General features: G+C 33.2%; 16 protein-coding genes. 13 read left to right on the top strand and 3 right to left on the bottom strand.

Annotated elements, in window-relative coordinates; translation table 11 throughout:
* Positions 1-7: 7 nt before the first annotated feature.
* From HMPREF2580_RS08755 to HMPREF2580_RS08720, 8 genes are all read left to right on the top strand, one after another.
* Positions 8-1,339, top strand: a complete 1,332-nt coding sequence (locus HMPREF2580_RS08755) for a glucose-6-phosphate isomerase (protein ID WP_070832079.1) — start codon at positions 8-10, stop codon at positions 1,337-1,339.
* A 255-nt stretch (positions 1,340-1,594) separates the two neighbouring features.
* Positions 1,595-2,170, top strand: coding sequence for a TVP38/TMEM64 family protein (locus HMPREF2580_RS08750; RefSeq protein ID WP_037541249.1), 576 nt, complete (start codon positions 1,595-1,597; stop codon positions 2,168-2,170).
* Positions 2,171-2,174: 4 nt separating this feature from the next.
* A complete protein-coding gene (lepB, locus tag HMPREF2580_RS08745) occupies positions 2,175-2,693 on the top strand; it encodes a signal peptidase I (RefSeq protein WP_002441809.1) in 519 nt (172 codons plus the stop codon).
* A gap of 21 nt (positions 2,694-2,714) precedes the next feature.
* Positions 2,715-3,290, top strand: a complete 576-nt coding sequence (lepB, locus tag HMPREF2580_RS08740; protein ID WP_070832077.1) for a signal peptidase I — start codon at positions 2,715-2,717, stop codon at positions 3,288-3,290.
* Positions 3,291-3,423: 133 nt separating this feature from the next.
* Positions 3,424-6,891: a helicase-exonuclease AddAB subunit AddB gene (addB, locus tag HMPREF2580_RS08735; RefSeq protein WP_070832074.1), complete on the top strand. Its 3,468-nt coding sequence runs from the start codon at positions 3,424-3,426 to the stop codon at positions 6,889-6,891.
* Positions 6,891-10,547, top strand: coding sequence for a helicase-exonuclease AddAB subunit AddA (gene addA / locus HMPREF2580_RS08730; protein WP_070832629.1), 3,657 nt, complete (start codon positions 6,891-6,893; stop codon positions 10,545-10,547). The genes addB and addA overlap by 1 nt, the downstream gene beginning before the upstream one ends.
* A 200-nt stretch (positions 10,548-10,747) precedes the next feature.
* On the top strand, positions 10,748-11,656 hold the full coding sequence (locus tag HMPREF2580_RS08725) for a fumarylacetoacetate hydrolase family protein (RefSeq protein WP_002441813.1): 909 nt from the start codon (positions 10,748-10,750) through the stop codon (positions 11,654-11,656).
* Positions 11,657-11,918: 262 nt separating this feature from the next.
* The gene (locus HMPREF2580_RS08720; protein WP_070832071.1) at positions 11,919-12,320 is read left to right on the top strand and encodes a YisL family protein; all 402 of its coding nucleotides are present in this window, start codon (positions 11,919-11,921) and stop codon (positions 12,318-12,320) included.
* Positions 12,321-12,382: 62 nt separating this feature from the next.
* Here HMPREF2580_RS08720 and HMPREF2580_RS08715 read toward each other — a convergent pair whose 3' ends face one another.
* Both HMPREF2580_RS08715 and HMPREF2580_RS08710 read right to left on the bottom strand, forming a co-directional pair.
* Entirely contained in the window at positions 12,383-13,699 is a 1,317-nt protein-coding gene (locus HMPREF2580_RS08715; RefSeq protein WP_070832067.1) for a CoA-disulfide reductase, read from the bottom strand.
* A gap of 72 nt (positions 13,700-13,771) precedes the next feature.
* On the bottom strand, positions 13,772-14,593 hold the full coding sequence (locus tag HMPREF2580_RS08710; RefSeq protein WP_044466319.1) for a Cof-type HAD-IIB family hydrolase: 822 nt from the start codon (positions 14,591-14,593) through the stop codon (positions 13,772-13,774).
* Positions 14,594-14,704: 111 nt separating this feature from the next.
* On the opposite strand from HMPREF2580_RS08710, the gene HMPREF2580_RS08705 reads away from it, so the two are divergent.
* The 4 genes from HMPREF2580_RS08705 to HMPREF2580_RS08690 all read left to right on the top strand — a co-directional run bounded on the left by HMPREF2580_RS08705 (position 14,705) and on the right by HMPREF2580_RS08690 (position 20,881).
* Positions 14,705-15,013, top strand: coding sequence for a metal-sulfur cluster assembly factor (locus HMPREF2580_RS08705; protein ID WP_002433201.1), 309 nt, complete (start codon positions 14,705-14,707; stop codon positions 15,011-15,013).
* Between the two features lie 471 nt (positions 15,014-15,484).
* A complete protein-coding gene (locus HMPREF2580_RS08700; protein ID WP_002441817.1) occupies positions 15,485-17,308 on the top strand; it encodes an acyltransferase family protein in 1,824 nt (607 codons plus the stop codon).
* Between the two features lie 255 nt (positions 17,309-17,563).
* Positions 17,564-20,176, top strand: coding sequence for an ATP-dependent chaperone ClpB (gene clpB, locus HMPREF2580_RS08695; protein ID WP_070832064.1), 2,613 nt, complete (start codon positions 17,564-17,566; stop codon positions 20,174-20,176).
* A 189-nt stretch (positions 20,177-20,365) separates the two neighbouring features.
* Complete coding sequence (locus HMPREF2580_RS08690; RefSeq protein WP_070832061.1) at positions 20,366-20,881, top strand: YbhB/YbcL family Raf kinase inhibitor-like protein; 516 nt, start codon at positions 20,366-20,368, stop codon at positions 20,879-20,881.
* A gap of 128 nt (positions 20,882-21,009) precedes the next feature.
* Here the strand turns inward: HMPREF2580_RS08690 and HMPREF2580_RS08685 are convergent, their stop codons facing one another.
* Positions 21,010-21,204, bottom strand: a complete 195-nt coding sequence (locus tag HMPREF2580_RS08685; RefSeq protein ID WP_002441823.1) for a YjzD family protein — start codon at positions 21,202-21,204, stop codon at positions 21,010-21,012.
* A gap of 309 nt (positions 21,205-21,513) precedes the next feature.
* Here HMPREF2580_RS08685 and HMPREF2580_RS08680 point away from each other — a divergent pair, with 309 nt between their 5' ends.
* Positions 21,514-22,455 (top strand): beta-ketoacyl-ACP synthase III, encoded by a 942-nt coding sequence (locus HMPREF2580_RS08680; RefSeq protein ID WP_070832058.1) that lies wholly within the window; start codon positions 21,514-21,516, stop codon positions 22,453-22,455.
* Positions 22,456-22,466 lie beyond the last annotated feature (11 nt).

The following is a 22,466-nucleotide window of genomic DNA, read 5'->3' as shown; positions in this document are numbered from 1 at the left end:
CAATAAGATGACTCATATTCAATTAGATTATGGTAAAACTTTAGAATTTTTCGACAAACATGAATTAGAACAACAAAAAGATATCGTTAAAACGATTCATCATACTATCCATAAAGGCACTGGTGCAGGTAACGACTTCTTAGGTTGGTTAGATTTACCAGTTGATTATGATAAAGAAGAATTTTCAAGAATTGTGGAAGCATCTAAACGTATTAAATCAAATTCTGATGTGCTTGTAGTGATTGGAATTGGGGGTTCATATTTAGGGGCACGTGCAGCAATCGAAATGTTAACTTCTTCATTTAGAACAAGTACTGAATATCCTGAAATTGTTTTTGTAGGAAATCATTTATCTTCAAGCTATACACAAGAATTAGTTCACTATTTAGCAGATAAAGATTTCTCAGTAAATGTAATTTCTAAATCTGGTACAACTACAGAACCTGCAGTTGCTTTCAGATTGTTTAAACAATTAGTTGAAGATAAATATGGTAAAGATGAAGCTAAGAAACGTATTTTTGCGACTACTGACAAATCAAAAGGCGCATTGAAACAATTAGCAGATAATGAAGGCTATGAAACATTTATTGTGCCTGATGATGTAGGTGGAAGATATTCTGTATTAACTGCAGTAGGTCTATTACCAATTGCAACAGCAGGTATCAATATTGAGTCCATTATGATTGGTGCAGCTAAAGCTCGTGAAGAATTATCATCAGAAGATTTAGACCAAAACATTGCGTACCAGTATGCAACTATTCGTAATATCTTATATAGCAAAGGCTATACAACTGAAATGTTAATTAACTATGAGCCTTCTATGCAATATTTCAATGAATGGTGGAAACAATTATACGGTGAATCTGAAGGTAAAGATTTCAAAGGTATCTATCCTTCAAGTGCCAATTACACAACAGATTTACATTCATTAGGACAATATGTTCAAGAGGGACGTCGTTTCTTATTCGAAACAGTTGTGAAAGTCAATCATCCGAAACATGATATTACAATTGAAAAGGATAGCGATGATCTAGATGGATTAAATTACTTAGCAGGTAAAACAATTGATGAAGTGAATACGAAAGCCTTCGAAGGTACATTATTAGCACACACTGACGGTGGCGTTCCTAATATTGTAGTTAACATCCCTCAATTAGATGAAGAAACTTTCGGTTATGTTGTTTACTTCTTTGAACTTGCTTGTGCGATGAGCGGCTATCAATTAGGTGTTAACCCATTCAACCAACCTGGTGTTGAAGCGTATAAACAAAACATGTTTGCATTATTAGGTAAACCAGGATATGAAGATAAGAAAAAAGAATTAGAAGACCGTTTATAATATGTAATATGATTAGGTCTCGTTTTACCATATATCATTAAAAATAAATGCCAATGTCTTGAGTTATATACTCGAGGTGTTGGCATTTTTACGTGAATCAATTAAAATATTGAATCACCATATTGCTCAATTTCATTCATAGAGCCTTACAACTAAGGACTGATTTATATTGTTAACAAAATTTTGTTGTTTCAAAAAGCGTAAATTACCACTATAATAATAAAGTAATATTAACCCTAGAAAGGATTTGATGTTTTGTCGTTTCATCAATTAGAAGAATGGTTTGACGTATTTCGGCAATTCGGATATATTCCTGGGTTCATCATGCTCTACCTTAGAGCAATTGTGCCTGTGTTACCTTTGACGCTATATGTTGTACTATTAATGCACGCATATGGTTCAATTCCGGGAATTATCATCAGTTGGTTAGGCATCGTAACTGGTACATTTACAGTATTTCTAGTGTGTAAGAAACTTGTGAATACTGAGAGAATGAAAAGTGTTAAAAGAAGAAAGTCCGTTCAGAGACTTATAAGTTTTGTAGATAGACAAGGTTTAATACCTTTATTTATATTATTATGCTTTCCATTTACACCAAATACGTTGATTAATCTAGTAGCGAGTTTATCTCATATCAAAGTTAAGTATTACTTTATTGTATTAACTATTTCAAAACTAATTTCAATCACTATTTTAGGAGTAATGGGAAGGGAAGTAACTACCATTTTTACTAATCCGATACGCGCGCTTATTATGCTATTATTACTCGTTGCACTTTGGTTTATTAGTAAAAAAGTAGAAAAACATTTCATGGGTTCTACTAAGGAGTGAAAATGTGCGACGTGCGATTAAATATTTGATTTCCTTAATTTTTGCAATTATTATTGTACTATTCATTCAAAGCTTTATTATTATAGGCGCAGTCATACCAGATCAAAGTATGTCCCCAACTTTAAATAAAGATGATAGAGTGATTGTAAATAAAATTAAAGTTACCTTCGATTTACTTGACCATGGTGATATTATTATGTATCGACAAGATGGGCGAGTTCATTTTAGCAGAATCATTGGTAAGCCTGGAGAATCAATTGAAATTAGAAATCATCATTTATACAGAGATGATAGACGTGTAAATGATAAGTATGCCAAACATAGACAAATCAATAACATTGCATTACGTGATATTAAAAATTCGGATGGAGATACAATTCCGCCTGGTTCATATGTCGTATTAAATGATAAAGATAGTGACAAATCAGACTCAAGACGCTATGGTTTGATTGACAAAAAGGATATCATTGGCGATGTAAGTTTAAAATATTACCCATTTAAAGAATTTGCCTATCAATTTTAGAAATTAGAAGAGGTGTAAAAGTTGAAAAAAGAAATTATGGAGTGGATTGTCGCCATTGCCGTAGCGCTTGCACTTATATTTATAATAGGAAAATTTGTAGCTAAGCCATACACAATTAAAGGTGATTCCATGGATCCTACGTTAAAAGATGGTGAACGTGTCATGGTTAACATCATTGGTTATAAAATCGGTGGTGTTGAAAAAGGAAATGTCATTGTCTTCCATGCTAATAAAAATGATGACTATGTCAAACGTGTGATTGGGACGCCAGGCGATAGTGTTCAATATAAAAACGATACATTATATATCAATGGTAAAAAGCAAGAAGAACCATATTTAAACTATAATGAAAAGCGTAAACAAATTGAGTATATTACTGGTACGTTTAAAGTTAAAGACTTACCAAATGCGAATCCTAAATCAAATGTGATACCTAAAGGTAAATATTTAGTATTAGGTGATAACCGTGAAGTAAGTAAAGATAGTCGTTCATTTGGTTTGATAGATAAAGATCAAATCGTAGGTAAAGTTTCATTTAGATTCTGGCCATTTAGCGAATTTAAATCTAATTTCAATCCAGATCACACTAAAAATTAAGCAAAAAACTTAACAGAAGAACATCAATGATGGGGATTTCTATAAATAAATTTTATAGAGATCTCCATTTCTATTTATATTAGAACAAGACTTTGATGTGATAATATTAAAGGTAAAGGAGTGAGGGAATGTCATGGAATTAAATACATATATCGGTAGAGCTGGTACGGGCAAATCAGCATCTATGCTTGATTATATAAAGAACGAAATGAAAAAAGATCCATTAGGTGACCCTATCATTTTAATTGCTCCAACACAAAGTACATTTCAACTTGAACAAGCCTTTGTCAATGATCCTGAACTGAATGGTAGTTTAAGAACAGAAGTCCTTCACTTTGAAAGATTAAGTCATCGTGTTTTTCAAGAAGTGGGCGGGTTTACAGAGCAAAGGTTATCTAAATCCGCAATGGAAATGATGATTTATCACATTGTCCAGCAACATGAGTCAGAACTTAAATTGTACCGTTCGCAATCCAGATATTATGGATTCAGTGAAAAGCTTGCTGAACAAATTCAAGACTTTAAAAAATATAGCGTCACACCTGACCATTTAGAACAATTTATTTCTGAACATCAATTACAAACACGAACGCAACATAAATTAGAAGACATTTCTCTCATATACAGACATTTAGAAGCACGTATGAGTGGAGAATTTATAACGACAGAGGATAGTTTAGAGCAATTTATAGATCAAATGTCGCAATCAGAATGGTTAAAACGTGCCGAAATATTTATTGATGGTTTCCATAACTTTTCAACACTTGAATATAGAATGATTGAAGCCCTTGTTCAACACGCGAAGAAAGTGACAGTACTATTAACCACGGATGGTAATCAAGACCAGTTTAGTTTATTTAGAAAGCCCTCTGAGGTTTTGACTCACTTAGAGGACATTGCCAGTCACTTAAATATTGAGCTGAATAAAACACAATTTAATCATCGTTACCGTTTTGAAAATAAGGACCTCAAACATTTAGAAAGTGACTTTGATGCGTTACAAATGACGCCACAAGGGCATTCAAATGCTATAGAAATACTTGAATCTTCCAGTATGCGAGAAGAAGTGAATGAATTAGCACGAAGAATCTTAAGAGACGTGCGCGATCATCAATTAAGGTTTCAAGATATTGCAATTTTGTATCGTGATGAGTCATATGCCTATTTATTCGACTCTATTTTTCCTTTGTATGATATTCCTTTTAATATAGATACGAAAAAATCAATGTCACATCATCCAATCATGGAAATGATTCGCTCTTTAATAGAAGTGATTCAATCCAATTGGAATATTAATGCCATGCTACGTTTATTCAAGACTGACATACTGACGTCGCAACTTAAGAATAGTAGTTATTTGATAGATTTACTTGAAAATTTTGCCCTAGAACGTGGTGTTTATGGTAAACGCTGGTTAGATGAAGACATTTTTAATGTTGAGCAGTTTAACAAGATGGGGCGTAAATCACATGCTTTAACGCCTGAAGAACGTGAAACATATGAAGAAGTCATTCGTCTGAAGAATCATGTGATCGATAAAGTGCTTTATTTTGAAAAAGCGATGAGCGAAGCAACTACTGTAAGAGATTTTGCGACTGCTTTTTACGAAAGTATGGAATATTTTGAATTACCAAATCAACTGATGACAGAAAGAGATGAATTAGATGTAGCAGGCGCGCATCAACAAGCTGAAGAAATTGACCAAATATGGAATGGTTTCATACAAATATTAGATGACTTAGTTACTGTATTTGATGCACAAGATATGACTTTGAAACAATTTCTTGAGGTGTTCGATATAGGTTTAGAACAACTTGAGTTCGTTATGATACCTCAAACATTGGATCAAGTTAGTATCGGTACAATGGATTTGGCTAAAGTGGATAATAAGCAACACGTTTATATGGTAGGTATGAATGATGGTTCCTTGCCACAGCCAGTATCTTCTTCTAGTTTGATTACTGATGAAGAGAAGAAATATTTCGAACAAAATGCTGATATAGAATTAAGTCCTACTTCAGATATTTTACAAATGGATGAAGCATTTGTTTGTTATATTGCTATGACACGTGCACGCCAGAAGGTGACATTTTCATATAGTTTAATGGGCAATTCTGGTGATGAAAAGGAAATCAGCCCGTTTCTATCACAAATTAAAGACATGTATCATCATTTAGAGATCACTAACATTCATCAAGAACATGAAGAACAACCAATCAGTCTAATGCAACATGTTCATCAAACTAAAATTGAATTATTTGATGCCTTACGTGCGTGGTTGGATCAAGAGGATGTAGATATAAGATGGCTCGATGCGTATCAAGTCATACGAGATGATGAGCGACTCAATCAAGGTCTAGACTATTTAATCACATCACTTACGTACGACAACGAAACAATACAACTTAACGAATCGTTAACGCAAGAATTATATGGAAAAACAATCAATGCAAGTGTGTCTCGTTTTGAAGGTTATCAACAATGTCCGTTTAAACATTATGCTTCACATGGTTTACGTTTAAATGAACGTACTAAGTATGAATTACAAAACTTTGATTTAGGAGATATTTTCCATTCAGTGCTGAAACATATCTCTGATCGCGTTGAAGGAGACTTTAAAAACTTAGATCGCAAGAAAATCAGAGCATTAACAGAAGAAGCGCTGGAAATGATTTTACCTAAAGTTCAATTTAATTTATTAAATTCTTCGGCGTATTATAAGTATTTATCTAGAAGAATAGGTTCAATTGTAGAGACAACATTAAGTGCATTGAAGTATCAAACTGGATTTTCAAAATTTGTACCTCAAAGATTCGAAACAGGTTTCCGCAAATCTCCTAAAAATAAAGAGGAATTGGTAGCACAACCTTTACACACTAAACAAGGTATTCCTATTAATATTCGGGGGCAGATTGACCGTATTGATACGTATACTAAAGGTGATCATAGTTATGTTAATATCATTGACTATAAATCATCAACAAGCAGCGCTACATTAGATTTAACGAAAGTATATTACGGTTTACAAATGCAGATGATGACCTACATGGATATCGTTTTGCAAAATCAAGAAAGATTAGCTCTCACAGATATTGTTAAACCTGGAGGTCTACTTTATTTCCATGTTCATGAACCACGTATTAAATTTGAAAATTGGTCCAAAATTGATGAAGAAAAATTAGATAAAGAATTAATTAAAAGCTTTAAGATGAGTGGTCTTCTAAATAGTGATGAAGAAGTCATTGATGCGATAGATAGTCGTATGGAACCAAGTTTCACTTCAGATATTGTCCCTCTTGGTCTAACAACTAAAGGTGCAATCAGTAAGAATACCAGTCGTGTAGCTGATGAAGACGTTATTCGCCAATTTATTCAACATAACAAGAATAACTTCATCGACACTGCGACACATATTATGGATGGTCACACTGAAGTGGCACCTTTAAAATACAAAAATACATTGCCATGTCAATTTTGTAGTTATCAATCTGTATGTCATGTCGATGGCATGATAGATAGTAAACGTTATCGCACAGTAGATGAAACCATTAAACCTCTGGAATTAATTCAAAAAATGATAGACGAAGGTGGTGACAAATGATGATTCCTACTAAACCGAATGATGTGATTTGGACTGACGCGCAATGGCGCAGTATTTATGCGAAAGGTCAAGACGTGCTTGTTGCTGCTGCAGCAGGATCAGGTAAAACAGCTGTCTTAGTAGAACGTATTATTCAGCGTATCTTAAGAGATAAAATTGATGTTGACCGCTTATTAGTCGTAACATTTACAAATTTAAGTGCACGTGAGATGAAACATCGTGTTGACCAGCGTATTCAAGAAGCTTCAATAGAAGAGCCGAATAATGAACATTTAAAAAATCAACGCATTAAAATCCATCAAGCTCAAATCTCAACGTTACATAGTTTTTGTTTGAAATTAATTCAACAACATTATGACGTATTAGATATTGATCCGAATTTCAGAACAAGTAATGAAGCTGAAAATGTGTTGTTACTCGATCAAACGATTGATGATGTTTTAGAACGCCATTATGATATTTTAGATCCAGATTTTATAGATTTAACCGAACAATTATCATCTGATAGAAATGATGATCAATTTAGAGACATTATTAAACGTATGTACTTCTTTAGTATTGCGAATCCTAATCCTTTCGAATGGTTGAATCAATTATCTCATCCTTATAGAGATGAAGAACAACAAGCTCAATTATTAAAATTATTAAATGATTTGGCTATGATTTTCTTAAAAGCAGCTCATGAAGAAATACAAAAGAGTTTCGATTTATTCTCTATGTTAGAGGATGTGGAGAAACATTTAGAAGTCGTTGAAGATGAGCGTCGATTTGTTTCTAAAGTGATAGAAGGAGAAGTCATTCACACTGACACGCTTGTGTCTCATCAATTTGTAAGTCGTTTTCCTTCTATATCCAAGAAAATTAAAGAAACAAATGAAGGTATGGAAGAGGCATTAAACGACGCTAAGAAACACTATGATCATTATAAAGAACTAGTCACTGAAGTGAAAAATAACTACTTTTCAAGAAGCGCAGAAGATTTGAAGTTAGATATGCAAAAATTGGCACCGAGAGTAGCATATTTAGCTCAAATCGTTAAAGATGTGATTGAGGCGTTTAGCAAGCAAAAACGTAGCCGCAATTTACTGGATTTCGCAGATTATGAACACTTTGCCTTACAAATTCTCACTAATGAGGATGGGACACCTTCTCACATTGCCGAAACGTATCGAGAACACTTTAAAGAAATACTTGTCGATGAGTATCAAGATACAAACCGTGTACAAGAAAAGATTTTGTCATGTATTAAAACGGGTGACGAACATAACGGGAATCTGTTCATGGTAGGTGATGTAAAACAGTCGATTTATAAATTTAGACAGGCTGATCCCAGTCTCTTTATTGAAAAATACAATCGCTTTACAAGTGATGGTCAAGATTCAGGCATGGTTATTGACTTGTCACAAAACTTCCGCTCTAGACAAGAGGTACTCTCTACAACAAATTATTTATTTAAACATATGATGGATGAAAATGTAGGAGAAATCACCTATGATGATGCGGCTCAACTTTATTACGGTGCGCCATATGATCAAGCTGAGAATCCCGTACAACTTCGTGCATTAATTGAAGCGGATAAGGAATCTAGTGATTTAACAGGAAGCGAACAAGAGGCGGACTACATTGTTGAACAAGTAAAAGATATCATCGAAAATAGACAAGTTTACGATATGAAAAATGGGACGTATAGAAATGCGACCTACAAAGATATAGTCATATTAGAGAGAAATACTGATAATGCTCGTAATCTTCAACAAGCGTTTAAAAATAGTGACATTCCTTTTCATGTTAAGAGTAAAAAGGGATACTTTGAACAAACTGAAGTTCGACTCGTATTATCTTTTTTACGAACTGTAGATAATCCTTTGCAAGATATTTATCTTGTTGGTTTAATGCGTTCAGTGATTTATCAATTTACAGAAGATGAATTAGCTGAAATTCGAGTGATAAGTCCTAACGATATCTATTTCTATCAATCAATAGAACATTATATTAATGATGACAACGCAAATGCTCAACTTGTTGATAAGTTAAAACGATTTATCAAAGATATAAAAAAATATCAGATTTATAGTCAAAGTGAACCTGTTTACCAGTTAATTGATAAATTTTATAACGACCACTTTGTTATTCAATATTTTAGTGGTCTTCTCGGTGGCAAGGGTAGAAGAGCTAATCTTTATGGACTCATTAATAAGGCTATAGAATTCGAAAATTCTAGCTTTAGAGGATTGTTCCAATTTATTCGATTTATTGATGAATTAATTGACCGTGGAAGAGACTTCGGTGAGGAAAATATTGTTGGGCCGAACGATAATGTCGTTAGAATGATGACTATTCATAGTAGTAAAGGTTTGGAATTCCCATTCGTCATCTATTCTGGTCTTTCTAAGAAATATAATGAAAGCGATCTTACTAAGCCAGTCATTTTAAATCAACAATATGGTTTAGGTATGGATTATTTCGATACTGAAAAGGAAATGATCTATCCATCTCTATCTTCAGTAGCTTACAGAGCAATTAATAGTAAAGAACATATTTCTGAGGAAATGCGATTAATTTACGTCGCATTAACGCGTGCGAAAGAACAACTCATCTTGATAGGTAGGGTTAAAAAAGAAAAAGAATTAACCGATCTTGAACAATTGGCAATTTCTGGGAATCATATTGCTGTAAATGAGCGTTTAACTGCTAAGAATTCATTTAAATTAATCTATAGTATACTTGCAAAGCATCAAAGTGCGTCATTACCTCATGATCAGAAGTTTGAAAAGGATATTGAAACACTCAATTCTGAAATGAAGCCAAGAGTGTCCATCGTTGTAGATCATTATGAAGATGTATCTGCTGAAGAAGTTACCCCTGAAAATGAACGCCGAACAGTGAGTGATATGGATGACATCAATAGTGGCGATGATGACGTTAAAGCTAAAATTCATCAACAACTGACATATCAATATCCATATCAAGAGGATACTTTGAAACCTTCAAAACAGTCTGTGTCTGAATTGAAGCGTCAGCTTGAAACAGAAGAAAGTGACACGAACTATGACAGAGTCAGACAATATCGTATTGGGGTCGCTACATATGAACGTCCTCAATTTTTAAGTCAAAATAAAAAGCGTAAAGCCAATGAAATCGGTACTTTAATGCATACAGTCATGCAGCATTTACCTTTTAAAGAAGGGCGTATGACTAGAGAAGAGCTAGACCAGTACGTGGATGAATTAATCGAACGTAATATTATTGAAGAAGATGCTAAAGCAGATATCAAATTTGATGAGATGATGAGTTTTATTGAAAGTGATCTGTATATGCAAATCGCACAAGCGGATAAAGTGTATACTGAATTACCATTTGTTGTGAATCAAGCGAAAGTAGATCAATTGCCTGAGTCGGAAGAAGACGTTTCAATTATTCAAGGTATGATTGATTTAATCTTCCAAAAGGATGGCGCATACTATTTCGTTGATTATAAAACAGATGCATTCAATAGAAGAAAAGGTATGACCGATGATGAAATTGGTCAACAACTTAAAGAAAAATATCAAATTCAAATGAAGTATTATCGTAATACGTTAGAGACAATACTTAAACAACCAGTTAAAGGATATCTCTATTTCTTCAAATTTGGTATGTTAGAAATTGATAAATAATCGAACAAATAAAAGATTAAAAAGTTAAAAATTTGCCATGTTTCTCGTAAGCGTATCGCATTCGAGAACATGGCTTTTTTAACAACTAAGAGAAATATGTTCTGTAAGAAATTTCTTAATTTTCTTACTTATATATTTGTTATTTGAACTCAGATATAGTTATAATATGTAATAAGATATAGATGAGGAGTTGATTATGAATGAAATTTCTATCATTCAAACACAATGACAGAACTTCATACGGTGTCAAAGTAAAACGTGAAGATGCTGTTTGGGATTTACCAATGGTCTTTGCAGAATTTGGTGAAGAAGATTTCCATCCTAAAACATTATTACAAGGCTTACAACAAAACCAAACACTAGATTTCCAAGAACAAGTGCGTAAAGCAGTAGTGGCTGCTGAAGATAGTGGAAGAGAAGAAGAATTTAAAATTTCATTTAACGATGTAGAGTTTTTACCACCTGTCACTCCACCTAATAACGTCATCGCGTTTGGACGTAATTACCAAGATCATGCAAGCGAGTTAAATCATGAAGTTGAACGTTTATATGTATTCACTAAAGCTGCATCATCTTTAACAGGTGATGAATCAACAATTCCTAATCACAAAGACATTACTGACCAATTAGATTATGAAGGCGAATTAGGTATCGTCATCGGTAAATCAGGAGAGAAGATTCCTAAAGCTTTAGCCTTAGATTATATTTACGGTTATACAATTATTAATGATATTACTGACCGTACAGCACAAAATGCTCACGACCAAGCTTTCTTATCTAAAAGTTTAACTGGTGCTTGTCCAATGGGGCCATATATCGTAACAAAAGATGAACTTCCTACTCCTGAGAATGTAAACATCGTTACTAAAGTCAACAACGAAATTCGTCAAGATGGTAGTACGGGAGAAATGATTCTTAAAATTGATGAATTAATCGAAGAAATTTCTAAATATGTTGCATTACATCCAGGCGATATTATCGCTACTGGTACACCTGCAGGCGTGGGTGCAGGTATGGAACCACCACAATTCTTACAACCTGGCGATGAAGTTAAAGTTACGATTGATAATATTGGTACGTTAACAACTTATATTTCTGAAGATAAATAATAAATGCTTTTCATTTATGTCTCTGTACTCTAATGAGTTTTAGACATGAATTTTTTAGAAACTACTTTATTATTTAAAGTGCATCCTAAAAGTTGGAGTAAAATTGAACTTTTTAGGGTGCGCTTTTTCTTGGAATAATATCATAAATTTAAAATGATGATTATTTTAATGAAGTTGTGAAATAAAAATAAGAGTGATGCTATCATTAACATTTCCTAAATATGTTATGATAGTTGAGAAAAATATATATGGGGGGACACATATGTTACATGTCCATATTTTAAGTTGGGTTTTAGCAATTATTTTGTTTATCGCGACTTATTTAAACTTTTCAAAAGTTCAAGGTGCAACACCTTACTTTAAACCATTACATATGGCATTGCGTTTATTCATGCTACTCACATTGATTTCCGGTTTCTGGGAATTAATAAAAGAGTTTATTGCTGCTGCACACGGTGGCGGCGGTAACCACATGTTATTAACATTAAAAATGTTATGTGGTTTAGCGGTGATCGCTTTTATGGAAGTATCTATTGCGAAAAGAAAGAAAAAAGAAGAAGGGCATAAATTCTTCTGGATTACAATCGCATTAATTGTTATAACTATGGTCATTGGTATTATTTTACCATGGGGTCCTATAACTAAAATGCTTGGTTTAGGATAGAATTGAATATAAATAATAAGCTGCGTACGTTACCACAACGGTACATACGCAGCTTTTTAATATTATCTTGCTTTGTAACCTATCATATTGATTAAATCTTTTGGATGACTGTAAGGAGGGGCATAAGCGACTTCAAATTCTGTCAATTCATCAACAGTCATTTGATTCATCATTGCCATTGACATAATATCTATTCTTTTGTCTACGCCTTCTTGACCGACTGCCGCAGCACGTAAAAGTTTACGAGAATCCTTTTCAAAGTAGACTCTTAAATGAAGGGGAGTATTTCCTGGGTAATAACCTGCATGCGTGCCTTGTTTCACTTCGACCATTTCATAATTGAAATGATCAAGTTCATTTGGTTTTACGCCAACACTCGCAAGTGTATAATCAAAGAATTTAACAATATTTGAACCTAGATAGCCTTTAAATGAAATAGAAGTATCTCCAACTAATTGTTCGGCAATAATACTTGCACCACGGTGTGCGCCCCATGCAAGTGGAACTTGTGCTTGTAAATCTACGTGACGATAAAACGATGTAATGACATCTCCTAAAGCATAAATATTAGGAATATTAGTTTGAAATTTGTCGTTCACTGGTACAAAACCATGTTCATCTAATTGAACATTTGAAGATTGAATAAACTTAGAGTTTGGATGTGTTCCAACACCTTCAATAATGAGGTCGTAATTTTCAACTTTACCAGAGGTGAAAGTGACTTGATGTTGATCAATTTTACTAATTTCTTCATTGAATCTATAAGAGATATTTCTTTTTTCTAATTCATCAATAATAGGTTGATTCATATCTTGATCCATTAGTTTGTTAATATGATTTGAGCGATGGATCAAAGTCACGTTCAAGCCACGTTCATGTAAATTTTCTAATACTTCTAAAGAAATGTAACCTGCACCTACGACGAGTGCATGCTTTGCATCCGTTTCACTTATAAATTGATCAATCGCTTCAGTATCTTCGAAGTTTCTTAGAGTGAATGCAATATCACTTTCAAACCCTAAAGAATTAGCGCTAGCACCAGGGCTTAATATAAGTGTGTCATATGCTTCTTCAAATGTTTCTCCAGATTGTCGATTGCATACAGTCACAGTTTGTTTATCATCATTAATTTCTATAACTTCATGATATGTTTTGACTTTAATTTGCTTTTTCTGATAAAAAGTTTCAGGTGTACAAGCCAATACGTTATCTCGTTCGTTAACGATTTCGCCGATATAATAAGGTAAAGCACAATTTGCAAAGCTCATGTCTCTGTCCTTTTCAAAAATAACTATCTCGCTTTCTTTATCTAAACGGCGAATTTGACTTGCGCAAGTAGCGCCACCTGCAACCGCACCGACGATAACAATTTTATTCACGATGTTAACTCCTTTATTTGTTTATAGGAAGGAGACTTCTAAGCACGTCTTCCCATTTACGATTTGTATATATTAGTAATAACGTAGATTTAAATCAAAGAAATCATTTAAGTAGCGACCAATGCCATCGTTATTATTACTGTATGTTGTATGATTTGCTACATCTTTTAAGTCTTGCAATCCATTGTCCATGGCAATACCGTATGTAGCATATTTAATCATTTCTATATCATTATCTTCGTCGCCAAATGCAATAATTCGATCGTCTGCGATATTGAGATATTGTTTTGCATATTCAATGCCTCGTGCTTTATTAATACCACGTTTAACGATTTCTATTACTGGAAAAGGTGCGCCCCAACGACGATGTTCAATATTTTCAGCATAAAAATGAGTGAGCATATCTTTAATTTCTGGAATATTATCTTCATCTGCTTCAACGAGTAAAGAAGTTGGAGATTCATTCAATTGCTCTAATAGATTACCTGTTTGTATTTTAGGATTCCCCATTGAAAAGCCTTCAAATAGACGGGGATCATGATTATTAATAAAGACATAATCTTTTACTTCAGCAATGATGTTAGTTACATGTGATTGTTGAAGAGCAGTAATGATATTCTTAGATATTTCAACATCTAAAACTTCATGAATTGTTTCAAAATCTTGAGCTTTTGGATGATGTACATAAGCGCCGTTAAAATTAACGACGGGTGTGTTCATGTTTAATTCATGATAGTAGATTTGACTTGCTCTATAAGGTCGACCAGTAGCAATCATAATGTAATGGCCGCGCTGTTGTAATTCAGTTAAAACTTGTTTTGTATAAGATGAGATTTCTTTGTTGTCGTTTAATAATGTTCCATCTAAGTCTAGACAAATTAAATATGGTTGCATAAATGACTCCTTGTGTTTCGTATTATCATGTATCAGTATCATAGCATTTTATTGGCGTTTTGTCGGATATTTGATATATTAGTATAAAGATAATTTAGAGAGGTGATACTCATGGAGGAAGCTTTAAAAGATAGCATCCTAGGAGCTCTTGAAATGGTTATTGACCCTGAATTGGGCATTGATATTGTCAATTTAGGTTTAGTATATAAAGTTGATGTAGACGACGAAGGTCTATGCACAGTTGAAATGACATTGACTTCTATGGGATGTCCTTTAGGACCACAAATTATAGAACAAATTAAAGGTGTTTTAGCAGAAATTCCTGAGATTTCTGATACAGAAGTTAATATTGTTTGGAACCCACCATGGAATAAAGATATGATGTCTCGTTATGCGAAGATCGCTCTAGGTGTTGGATAAATTTGTGTTTTTAAGGAATAGTTACACATTTTCTTTGTGAAAATGATAGTAGCTATTCTTTTTTGTGTGGAAAATGATAAAAAATATTTATGAAGTGATTATTTAACCTGAAATGGAGTTAAGAAATTTTTAATAAAATCAAACTGCTATTTAAATTGAATTAATGTTACAAATATATTACAATGTTTAACACTTACTACTTTTCGGGGAAAATTAATTCTCACATTAAAATAAATAACTTTATACTTTATTAATAGTATAATTAATAATATTGTGAAGAATTCGACATAAGTTGATAATGAGACACCAAGAATGGAACATAAGGTAATTAGTCAATTTACGGGAAAAATTGAATAAAATGTTTTATTCGAAGAGTGTGATTGAGAAGTTTGTCACTTCAATGAATCATTGTTAGAATCTCAATTTATTTATTTTTAGAAATTTATTATTAATAGGGAATGACTATAAAAAATGGAAAAAGAATTAAAGAAAGGTCATCAACGCGGTAAAAAAATGCGTTATATGCCTGGACTTGATGGTTTGCGCGCAATTGCGGTTCTTGGAATTATTATCTATCACTTAAATAAGAAATGGCTCACTGGCGGTTTCTTAGGAGTAGATACTTTCTTTGTTATCTCAGGTTTTTTGATAACAAGTCTATTATTAAAAGAATATGAAGAAACAGGAATTATTAACCTTAAAAGTTTCTGGATTAGACGTATAAAAAGACTTTTACCTGCGGTGTTAGCCTTATTGATTGTGGTTGGTTTTGCAACACTTGTTCTTGAACCTGATAATATCGTTAGGGTCAAGCATGACATTATTGCCGCAATTTTTTATGTATCTAACTGGTGGTATATAGCTAAAGATGTGAATTACTTTGAACAATTTTCATTTATGCCATTAAAACATCTATGGTCTTTAGCTATTGAAGAACAATTTTATCTGTTCTTCCCAGCAATATTAATTTTATTATTGATGACAATGAAGAAGTATAAAAATGTAGCGCTTGTATTTTGGATTATTTCTTTAATTTCACTTTTATTAATGGTTGTAATTTCTCAACCACATATGAATCATTCACGTGTATATTTTGGCACTGATACAAGACTACAAACATTACTGTTAGGTGTACTTCTTGCATTTATGTGGCCACCATTTAAACTTAAGGCAAATCCACCTAGGGCACTAAAAGCAACTATTGATACTGCCGGAATAGTCGGTTTGTTATTTTTAGTTGTTTTATTCTTTACAGTTAAAGATGAGAGTGACTGGATTTACAATGGCGGGTTTTATCTCATCTCAGCTATGTCTTTACTTATCATAGCGAGTGTCGTTCATCCTGCTACATTGGTATCTAAAGCCTTAGGTAATCCATTGTTTGTCTATATTGGTAAACGGTCATATAGTCTGTACTTGTGGCATTTTCCTATAATTAGTTTCATTCATAGTCATTATATAGACGGGCAAATTCCAGTTTATGTTTATTTCTTAGATATCATATTAACTGTTATGTTTGCCGAATTATCTTATCGATACGTAGAGACACCTTTCAGAAAGCAAGGACTTAAAGCGTTTGCTATTAAGAAGAGATTTAAACCTCAATTTATAAGAACTGTGGTAACAATTATATTAGCATTACCACTTATTCTGATACTTGCAGGTGCATTTGATAAATTAGGTAAAGATAAAATTTCTGATAAAGCACAATCATTTAATACAAATGAAAATGACAAATATCTGATCCATATGTTGCCTATTGATGACATTACGCTTACGAATGATGGAAAAACAAAAGAAGGTAAGAATGAGGATGAAGTGTATTCTGATATTAAACCATTACTAATCGGGGACTCGGTCATGGTCGATATTGGTGAACAGTTTAAATCTAGAGTTCCGAAGGCAAATATTGATGGTAAAGTGGGGCGAAACTTGTATCAAGCACTTCCATTAGTAGATAGCAATTATAAGAATTATAGTAAATCTTCTGACCAAGTTGTTTTAGAATTAGGTACTAATGGGGATTTCTCAAAAGAGCAATTAGATGATCTAATTGATAAATTTGGAAAAGCTCAAGTCTACCTTGTTAATACGAGAGTGCCAAGATCATATGAAGGCCATGTGAATCAGTTAATGGCAAATGCTGCTAAAAGTCACAAGAATGTAAAACTTGTTGATTGGTACAAACGTTCAGAAGGACATACAGAGTACTTTGCCCCAGATGGTATACATCTTGAAAATAGCGGTGTCGAAGCTCTAACAGATGAAATATTGAAAAATATGAAAAAGAAATAGGTTTAATGAGAAACTAGTTTGACGTTAATCAGCTAACGTTGGGCTAGTTTCTTTTTATGTAATTAAAGGTATAAAGAAACTAGATATTGTAGAATTTATTTTCAAAAATTAATAGAGAAAAAAGGTCAAAAAATAAGTGTAAATTGTTGAATATTGATGAAAGAGGGTCTATAATATAATTAAGGTCAAAGAAAGTCAAAGTCAAAAAACATTTGCTTTAGACCTATTTACTCTAAATAAATAGAGGTGAAAAAATTGGATATTAATCAAATGACTTACGCTGTTCAAGGCGCTTTACAAAAAGCAGTCGAAATCAGTAAAAAATATGAATTACAAAATATTGAAAATGAAGCACTTCTAAAAGCAACATTAGAAGAAAGTGAAAGCTTATTCAAAAGTGTATTAGAAAGAGCAAATATTGATGTCGATCAATTAACGAAAGCTTATGAAGATAAATTAAAAAATTATCCATCAGTACAAGGAGATAATGTACAATACGGACAATATATTAGTCCGAAAGCCAATGAATTATTAAATAAAGCAGAAACATATATGAAAGAATATGAAGACGAATTCATTTCTATGGAACATATATTACGCGCGGCTATGGACATTGATCAAACAACGCAACAATTTATTGGTAATAAAGCAGAAGTTATCAAAGAAATTATCACTAAAGTAAGAGGAGGAAATCATGTGACAACTCAAAATCCAGAAGTAAACTACGAAGCTTTAGAAAAATATGGTCGTGACTTAGTAGAAGAAGTTCGACAAGGTAAAATGGACCCTGTGATTGGTAGAGACGAAGAAATTCGTAATACAATTCGAATTTTAAGTCGAAAAACTAAAAACAATCCTGTATTAATCGGAGAACCAGGTGTAGGTAAAACTGCCATCGTAGAAGGTTTAGCACAACGTATCGTTAAAAAGGATGTGCCTGAATCATTACTAGATAAAACGATTTTCGAACTCGATTTAAGTGCTTTAGTCGCTGGTGCTAAATATAGAGGTGAATTTGAAGAACGTCTCAAAGCAGTACTTAAAGAAGTGAAAGAATCAGAAGGTCGTATTATTCTATTTATAGATGAAATTCACATGTTAGTCGGCGCTGGTAAAACTGAGGGCGCAATGGATGCAGGAAACATGTTGAAACCAATGTTAGCACGTGGTGAATTGCATTGTATTGGTGCAACAACGTTAAACGAATATAGAGAATATATTGAAAAAGATTCTGCCTTAGAGCGTCGTTTCCAAAAAGTAGGTGTCAGCGAACCAGATGTTGAAGATACAATTTCAATCTTACGTGGTTTAAAAGAACGTTATGAAGTGTATCATGGTGTTCGTATCCAAGACCGTGCGCTAGTCGCTGCGGCTGAATTATCAGATCGTTATATTACTGATCGATTCTTACCTGATAAAGCGATTGATTTAGTAGACCAAGCTTGTGCGACAATTCGTACTGAAATGGGCTCTAATCCAACTGAATTAGACCAAGTTAATCGTCGTGTAATGCAGTTGGAAATTGAAGAAAGCGCATTGAAAAATGAATCTGATAATGCAAGTAAACAACGACTACAAGAACTACAGGAAGAGCTTTCTAATGAAAAAGAAAAACAAGCATCATTACAATCTCGTGTAGAACAAGAAAAAGAAAAAATAGGTAAATTACAACAAAAACGAGCTGAATTAGATGAAAGTAGAAAAGCCCTCGAAGATGCACAAACAAATAACAACCTTGAGAAAGCTGCAGAATTACAATACGGTAAAATTCCACAATTAGAGAAAGAATTAAGAGAGTTAGAAGATGTCTTCCAAGATGAAACAGGTGAAGACAGCGACAGAATGATTCGTGAGGTTGTATCTGATGAAGAAATTGGCGATATTGTAAGTCAATGGACAGGTATTCCAGTCTCTAAACTTGTAGAAACTGAAAGAGAGAAATTATTGCACCTTGGCGATATACTTCATAAACGTGTCGTTGGTCAAGACAAAGCAGTAGACTTGGTTTCTGATGCCGTAGTTAGAGCACGTGCAGGTATCAAAGATCCAAATAGACCTATTGGTAGCTTCTTATTCTTAGGACCGACAGGTGTAGGTAAAACTGAATTAGCTAAATCACTTGCTGCTTCACTATTTGATTCTGAAAAACACATGATTCGAATTGATATGAGTGAATATATGGAAAAACATGCAGTCTCTCGTTTGATTGGTGCCCCTCCAGGCTATGTTGGTCATGATGAAGGCGGACAATTAACTGAAGCAGTTAGACGAAATCCTTATTCAGTTATTTTATTAGATGAAGTAGAAAAAGCGCACAGCGATGTCTTTAATGTGCTACTTCAAATATTAGATGAAGGTCGACTTACTGACTCTAAAGGACGCAGTGTTGATTTCAAAAATACAATTATCATCATGACAAGTAATATTGGATCACAAGTGTTACTTGAAAACGTTAAAGACGCTGGAGAAATTAGCGAAAGTACTGAGAAAGCGGTAATGGATAGCTTACATGCTTATTTCAAACCTGAAATCTTAAACCGTATGGATGATATTGTATTATTTAAACCATTATCAGTTAGTGATATGAGTATGATTGTCGATAAAATCTTAACTCAATTAAACATTAGATTATTAGAGCAACGTATCTCAATTGAAGTATCTGATAAAGCTAAAAAATGGCTAGGTGAAGAGGCTTATGAACCACAATTTGGTGCTAGACCATTAAAACGTTTTGTTCAAAGACAAATCGAAACACCACTTGCCCGCATGATGATTAAAGAAAGTCTACCTGAAGGTACAACAATTAAAGTAGATTTAAATTCTGACAATGAATTACAATTTGACGTTGAAAAAGCAGAAAATATTTAATGAAATAGAATGAATCAAACAAAGATCCAAGAAAGTGTGTGCAAGTCACTTTCTTGGATTTATTTTTTATTAAAGAATATTAATTTAAACGTCAGGGATTTTGTAGTAGTATATATTTATACTTTTATTTTGTAATAATACACGTATGTATTTATATATATCAATCATTAAATTAAAGGAGAAGTCAACATGAAAATCAACACTAATTTTAACAACAACATTATACCTTATGACTATGCTGCAGGTGCACAACCGATTGACTTAATTAACAATAATCCTATTAAATCATTTCCATTTAATATAGTAGATTTGCCACCAGGTACGCAATATATTGCTTGCACTTTAATTGATTATGATGCCGTTCCAGTATGTGGTTTCCCATGGATTCACTGGGTCGTGGCTAACGTGAGTGTCAATAGCGATACAATCGATATTGTTGAAGACTTTTCTAGAAATAAAGGTAACTTTGTACAAGGTAAGAACAGCTTTGCAACAGGTTTATTGGATGAAGATTTTTCAGAGATTGAAAATCATTATGTAGGACCTACGCCTCCAGATAAAGATCATTACTATGAACTTGTAGTTTATGCTTTAAGTGACAAGCTTAACTTGAAAAATGCTTTCTATTTAAATGAATTATTGCATCAAGTAGATTCTAAATTATTAGATAAAGCAAGAATTAATTTAGTAGGAAGAAAAGTTTAATGAAGCATCAATATTAGTTACTTTATGAATGATTTAATAAGCTGTATTTATTAAAAATAAAATAGAGTAAAAAAAGACGAGGTACGTTTGACACTGATGTCAACGTATCTCGTCTTTTATTCATGATGTTATGATTCGTATTGATCTGAACCTTTACTTGGTTTCATGATAGCACCAAAAATTGCTACAAAAATTGTAAACACAACAGCCATAATAATAGGGTTAATTACATTTAATGCTGGACCACTGTTTAGACTGTTTAATACAAAGTTTACCATTTCTAGCAATAATACTGCCCATATAAATGTCATGAGGTATTTCATTTGATTTGACCTCCGCTTTTATAATCGATATCTCTATTTTAAGTGAAATATTTAAATTTGTATAGTGTAAATCAATGCTTAACACATACATTGTAGCAATTTTGATTTGACTGATGTTTTTAAAATGATTGCGTGTTGCATAGGCATTTTAAAAATTAAAATTGAAATAATATTGAAGCGGATTCTTTATTAAGTGGATAAATATAGGCCTTTAACCAACGAGGAAAAGTGAATCTACTTGAGTTTAAAAACAAGTATGTGTTAAATTAATACCTGGTATTAAAAATTTATTTAAGAAGGTGTACGACCATGAACGTGGGTATTAAAGGTTTCGGCGCATACGCTCCGGAAAACATTGTAGACAATGCCTATTTTGAGCAATTTTTAGAAACATCCGATGAATGGATTTCTAAAATGACTGGTATTAAAGAAAGACATTGGGCAGATGAAGATCAAGACACATCTGACTTAGCATATAACGCAAGTATTAAAGCAATTGAAGATGCAGGAATTCAGCCTGAAGATATTGATATGATTATCGTAGCTACAGCTACAGGCGATATGCCATTCCCAAGTGTGGCTAATATTTTACAAGAGAGATTAGGCACTGGAAAGGTAGCCACAATGGATCAACTCGCTGCATGTTCAGGATTTATGTATTCAATGATTACAGCTAAACAATATATCCAATCTGGTGATTATAAAAATATTTTGGTTGTTGGTGCTGACAAATTATCTAAAATTACTGATCTCAATGACCGTTCAACAGCTGTGTTATTCGGTGATGGTGCCGGTGCAGTCGTGATGGGCGAGGTTTCTGAAGGTCGAGGTATCATCAGTTATGAAATGGGTTCTGATGGTAGCGGTGGAAAATACTTATATTTAGATAAAGAAACTGGTAAATTAAAAATGAATGGTAGAGAAGTATTTAAATTTGCTGTAAGAATAATGGGCGATGCCTCAACACGTGTTGTTGACAAAGCTGGTTTAACTTCAGATGATATCGATTTATTTATACCTCACCAAGCAAATATTCGAATTATGGAATCTGCAAGAGAAAGATTGGGTATAGAAAAAGAAAAGATGAGTGTTTCTGTTAATAAATATGGTAATACTTCAGCAGCTTCTATACCATTAAGTATTAACCAAGAATTACAAAACGGAAAAATCAAAGATGACGATAATTTAGTCTTAGTTGGCTTCGGCGGTGGCTTAACTTGGGGCGCAATCGTTATCAAATGGGGAAAATAGGAGGATAACGT

Source organism: Staphylococcus sp. HMSC036D05, from assembly GCF_001836225.1.
Classification (GTDB): domain Bacteria; phylum Bacillota; class Bacilli; order Staphylococcales; family Staphylococcaceae; genus Staphylococcus; species Staphylococcus caprae.
This window is presented reverse-complemented; position numbering and strand designations above follow the sequence as displayed.

Excerpts from the sequence above, each read along its gene's own strand:
- HMPREF2580_RS08755 (WP_070832079.1), top strand. The coding sequence starts at position 8 with ATGACTCATATTCAATTAGATTATGGTAAAACTTTAGAATTTTTCGAC.
- addB (WP_070832074.1), top strand. The coding sequence starts at position 3,424 with ATGGAATTAAATACATATATCGGTAGAGCTGGTACGGGCAAATCAGCA.
- addA (WP_070832629.1), top strand. The coding sequence starts at position 6,891 with ATGATTCCTACTAAACCGAATGATGTGATTTGGACTGACGCGCAATGG.
- HMPREF2580_RS08725 (WP_002441813.1), top strand. The coding sequence starts at position 10,748 with ATGAAATTTCTATCATTCAAACACAATGACAGAACTTCATACGGTGTC.
- HMPREF2580_RS08720 (WP_070832071.1), top strand. The coding sequence starts at position 11,919 with ATGTTACATGTCCATATTTTAAGTTGGGTTTTAGCAATTATTTTGTTT.
- HMPREF2580_RS08710 (WP_044466319.1), bottom strand. The coding sequence starts at position 14,593 with ATGCAACCATATTTAATTTGTCTAGACTTAGATGGAACATTATTAAAC.
- HMPREF2580_RS08705 (WP_002433201.1), top strand. The coding sequence starts at position 14,705 with ATGGAGGAAGCTTTAAAAGATAGCATCCTAGGAGCTCTTGAAATGGTT.
- HMPREF2580_RS08700 (WP_002441817.1), top strand. The coding sequence starts at position 15,485 with ATGGAAAAAGAATTAAAGAAAGGTCATCAACGCGGTAAAAAAATGCGT.
- HMPREF2580_RS08690 (WP_070832061.1), top strand. The coding sequence starts at position 20,366 with ATGAAAATCAACACTAATTTTAACAACAACATTATACCTTATGACTAT.
- HMPREF2580_RS08685 (WP_002441823.1), bottom strand. The coding sequence starts at position 21,204 with ATGAAATACCTCATGACATTTATATGGGCAGTATTATTGCTAGAAATG.
- HMPREF2580_RS08680 (WP_070832058.1), top strand. The coding sequence starts at position 21,514 with ATGAACGTGGGTATTAAAGGTTTCGGCGCATACGCTCCGGAAAACATT.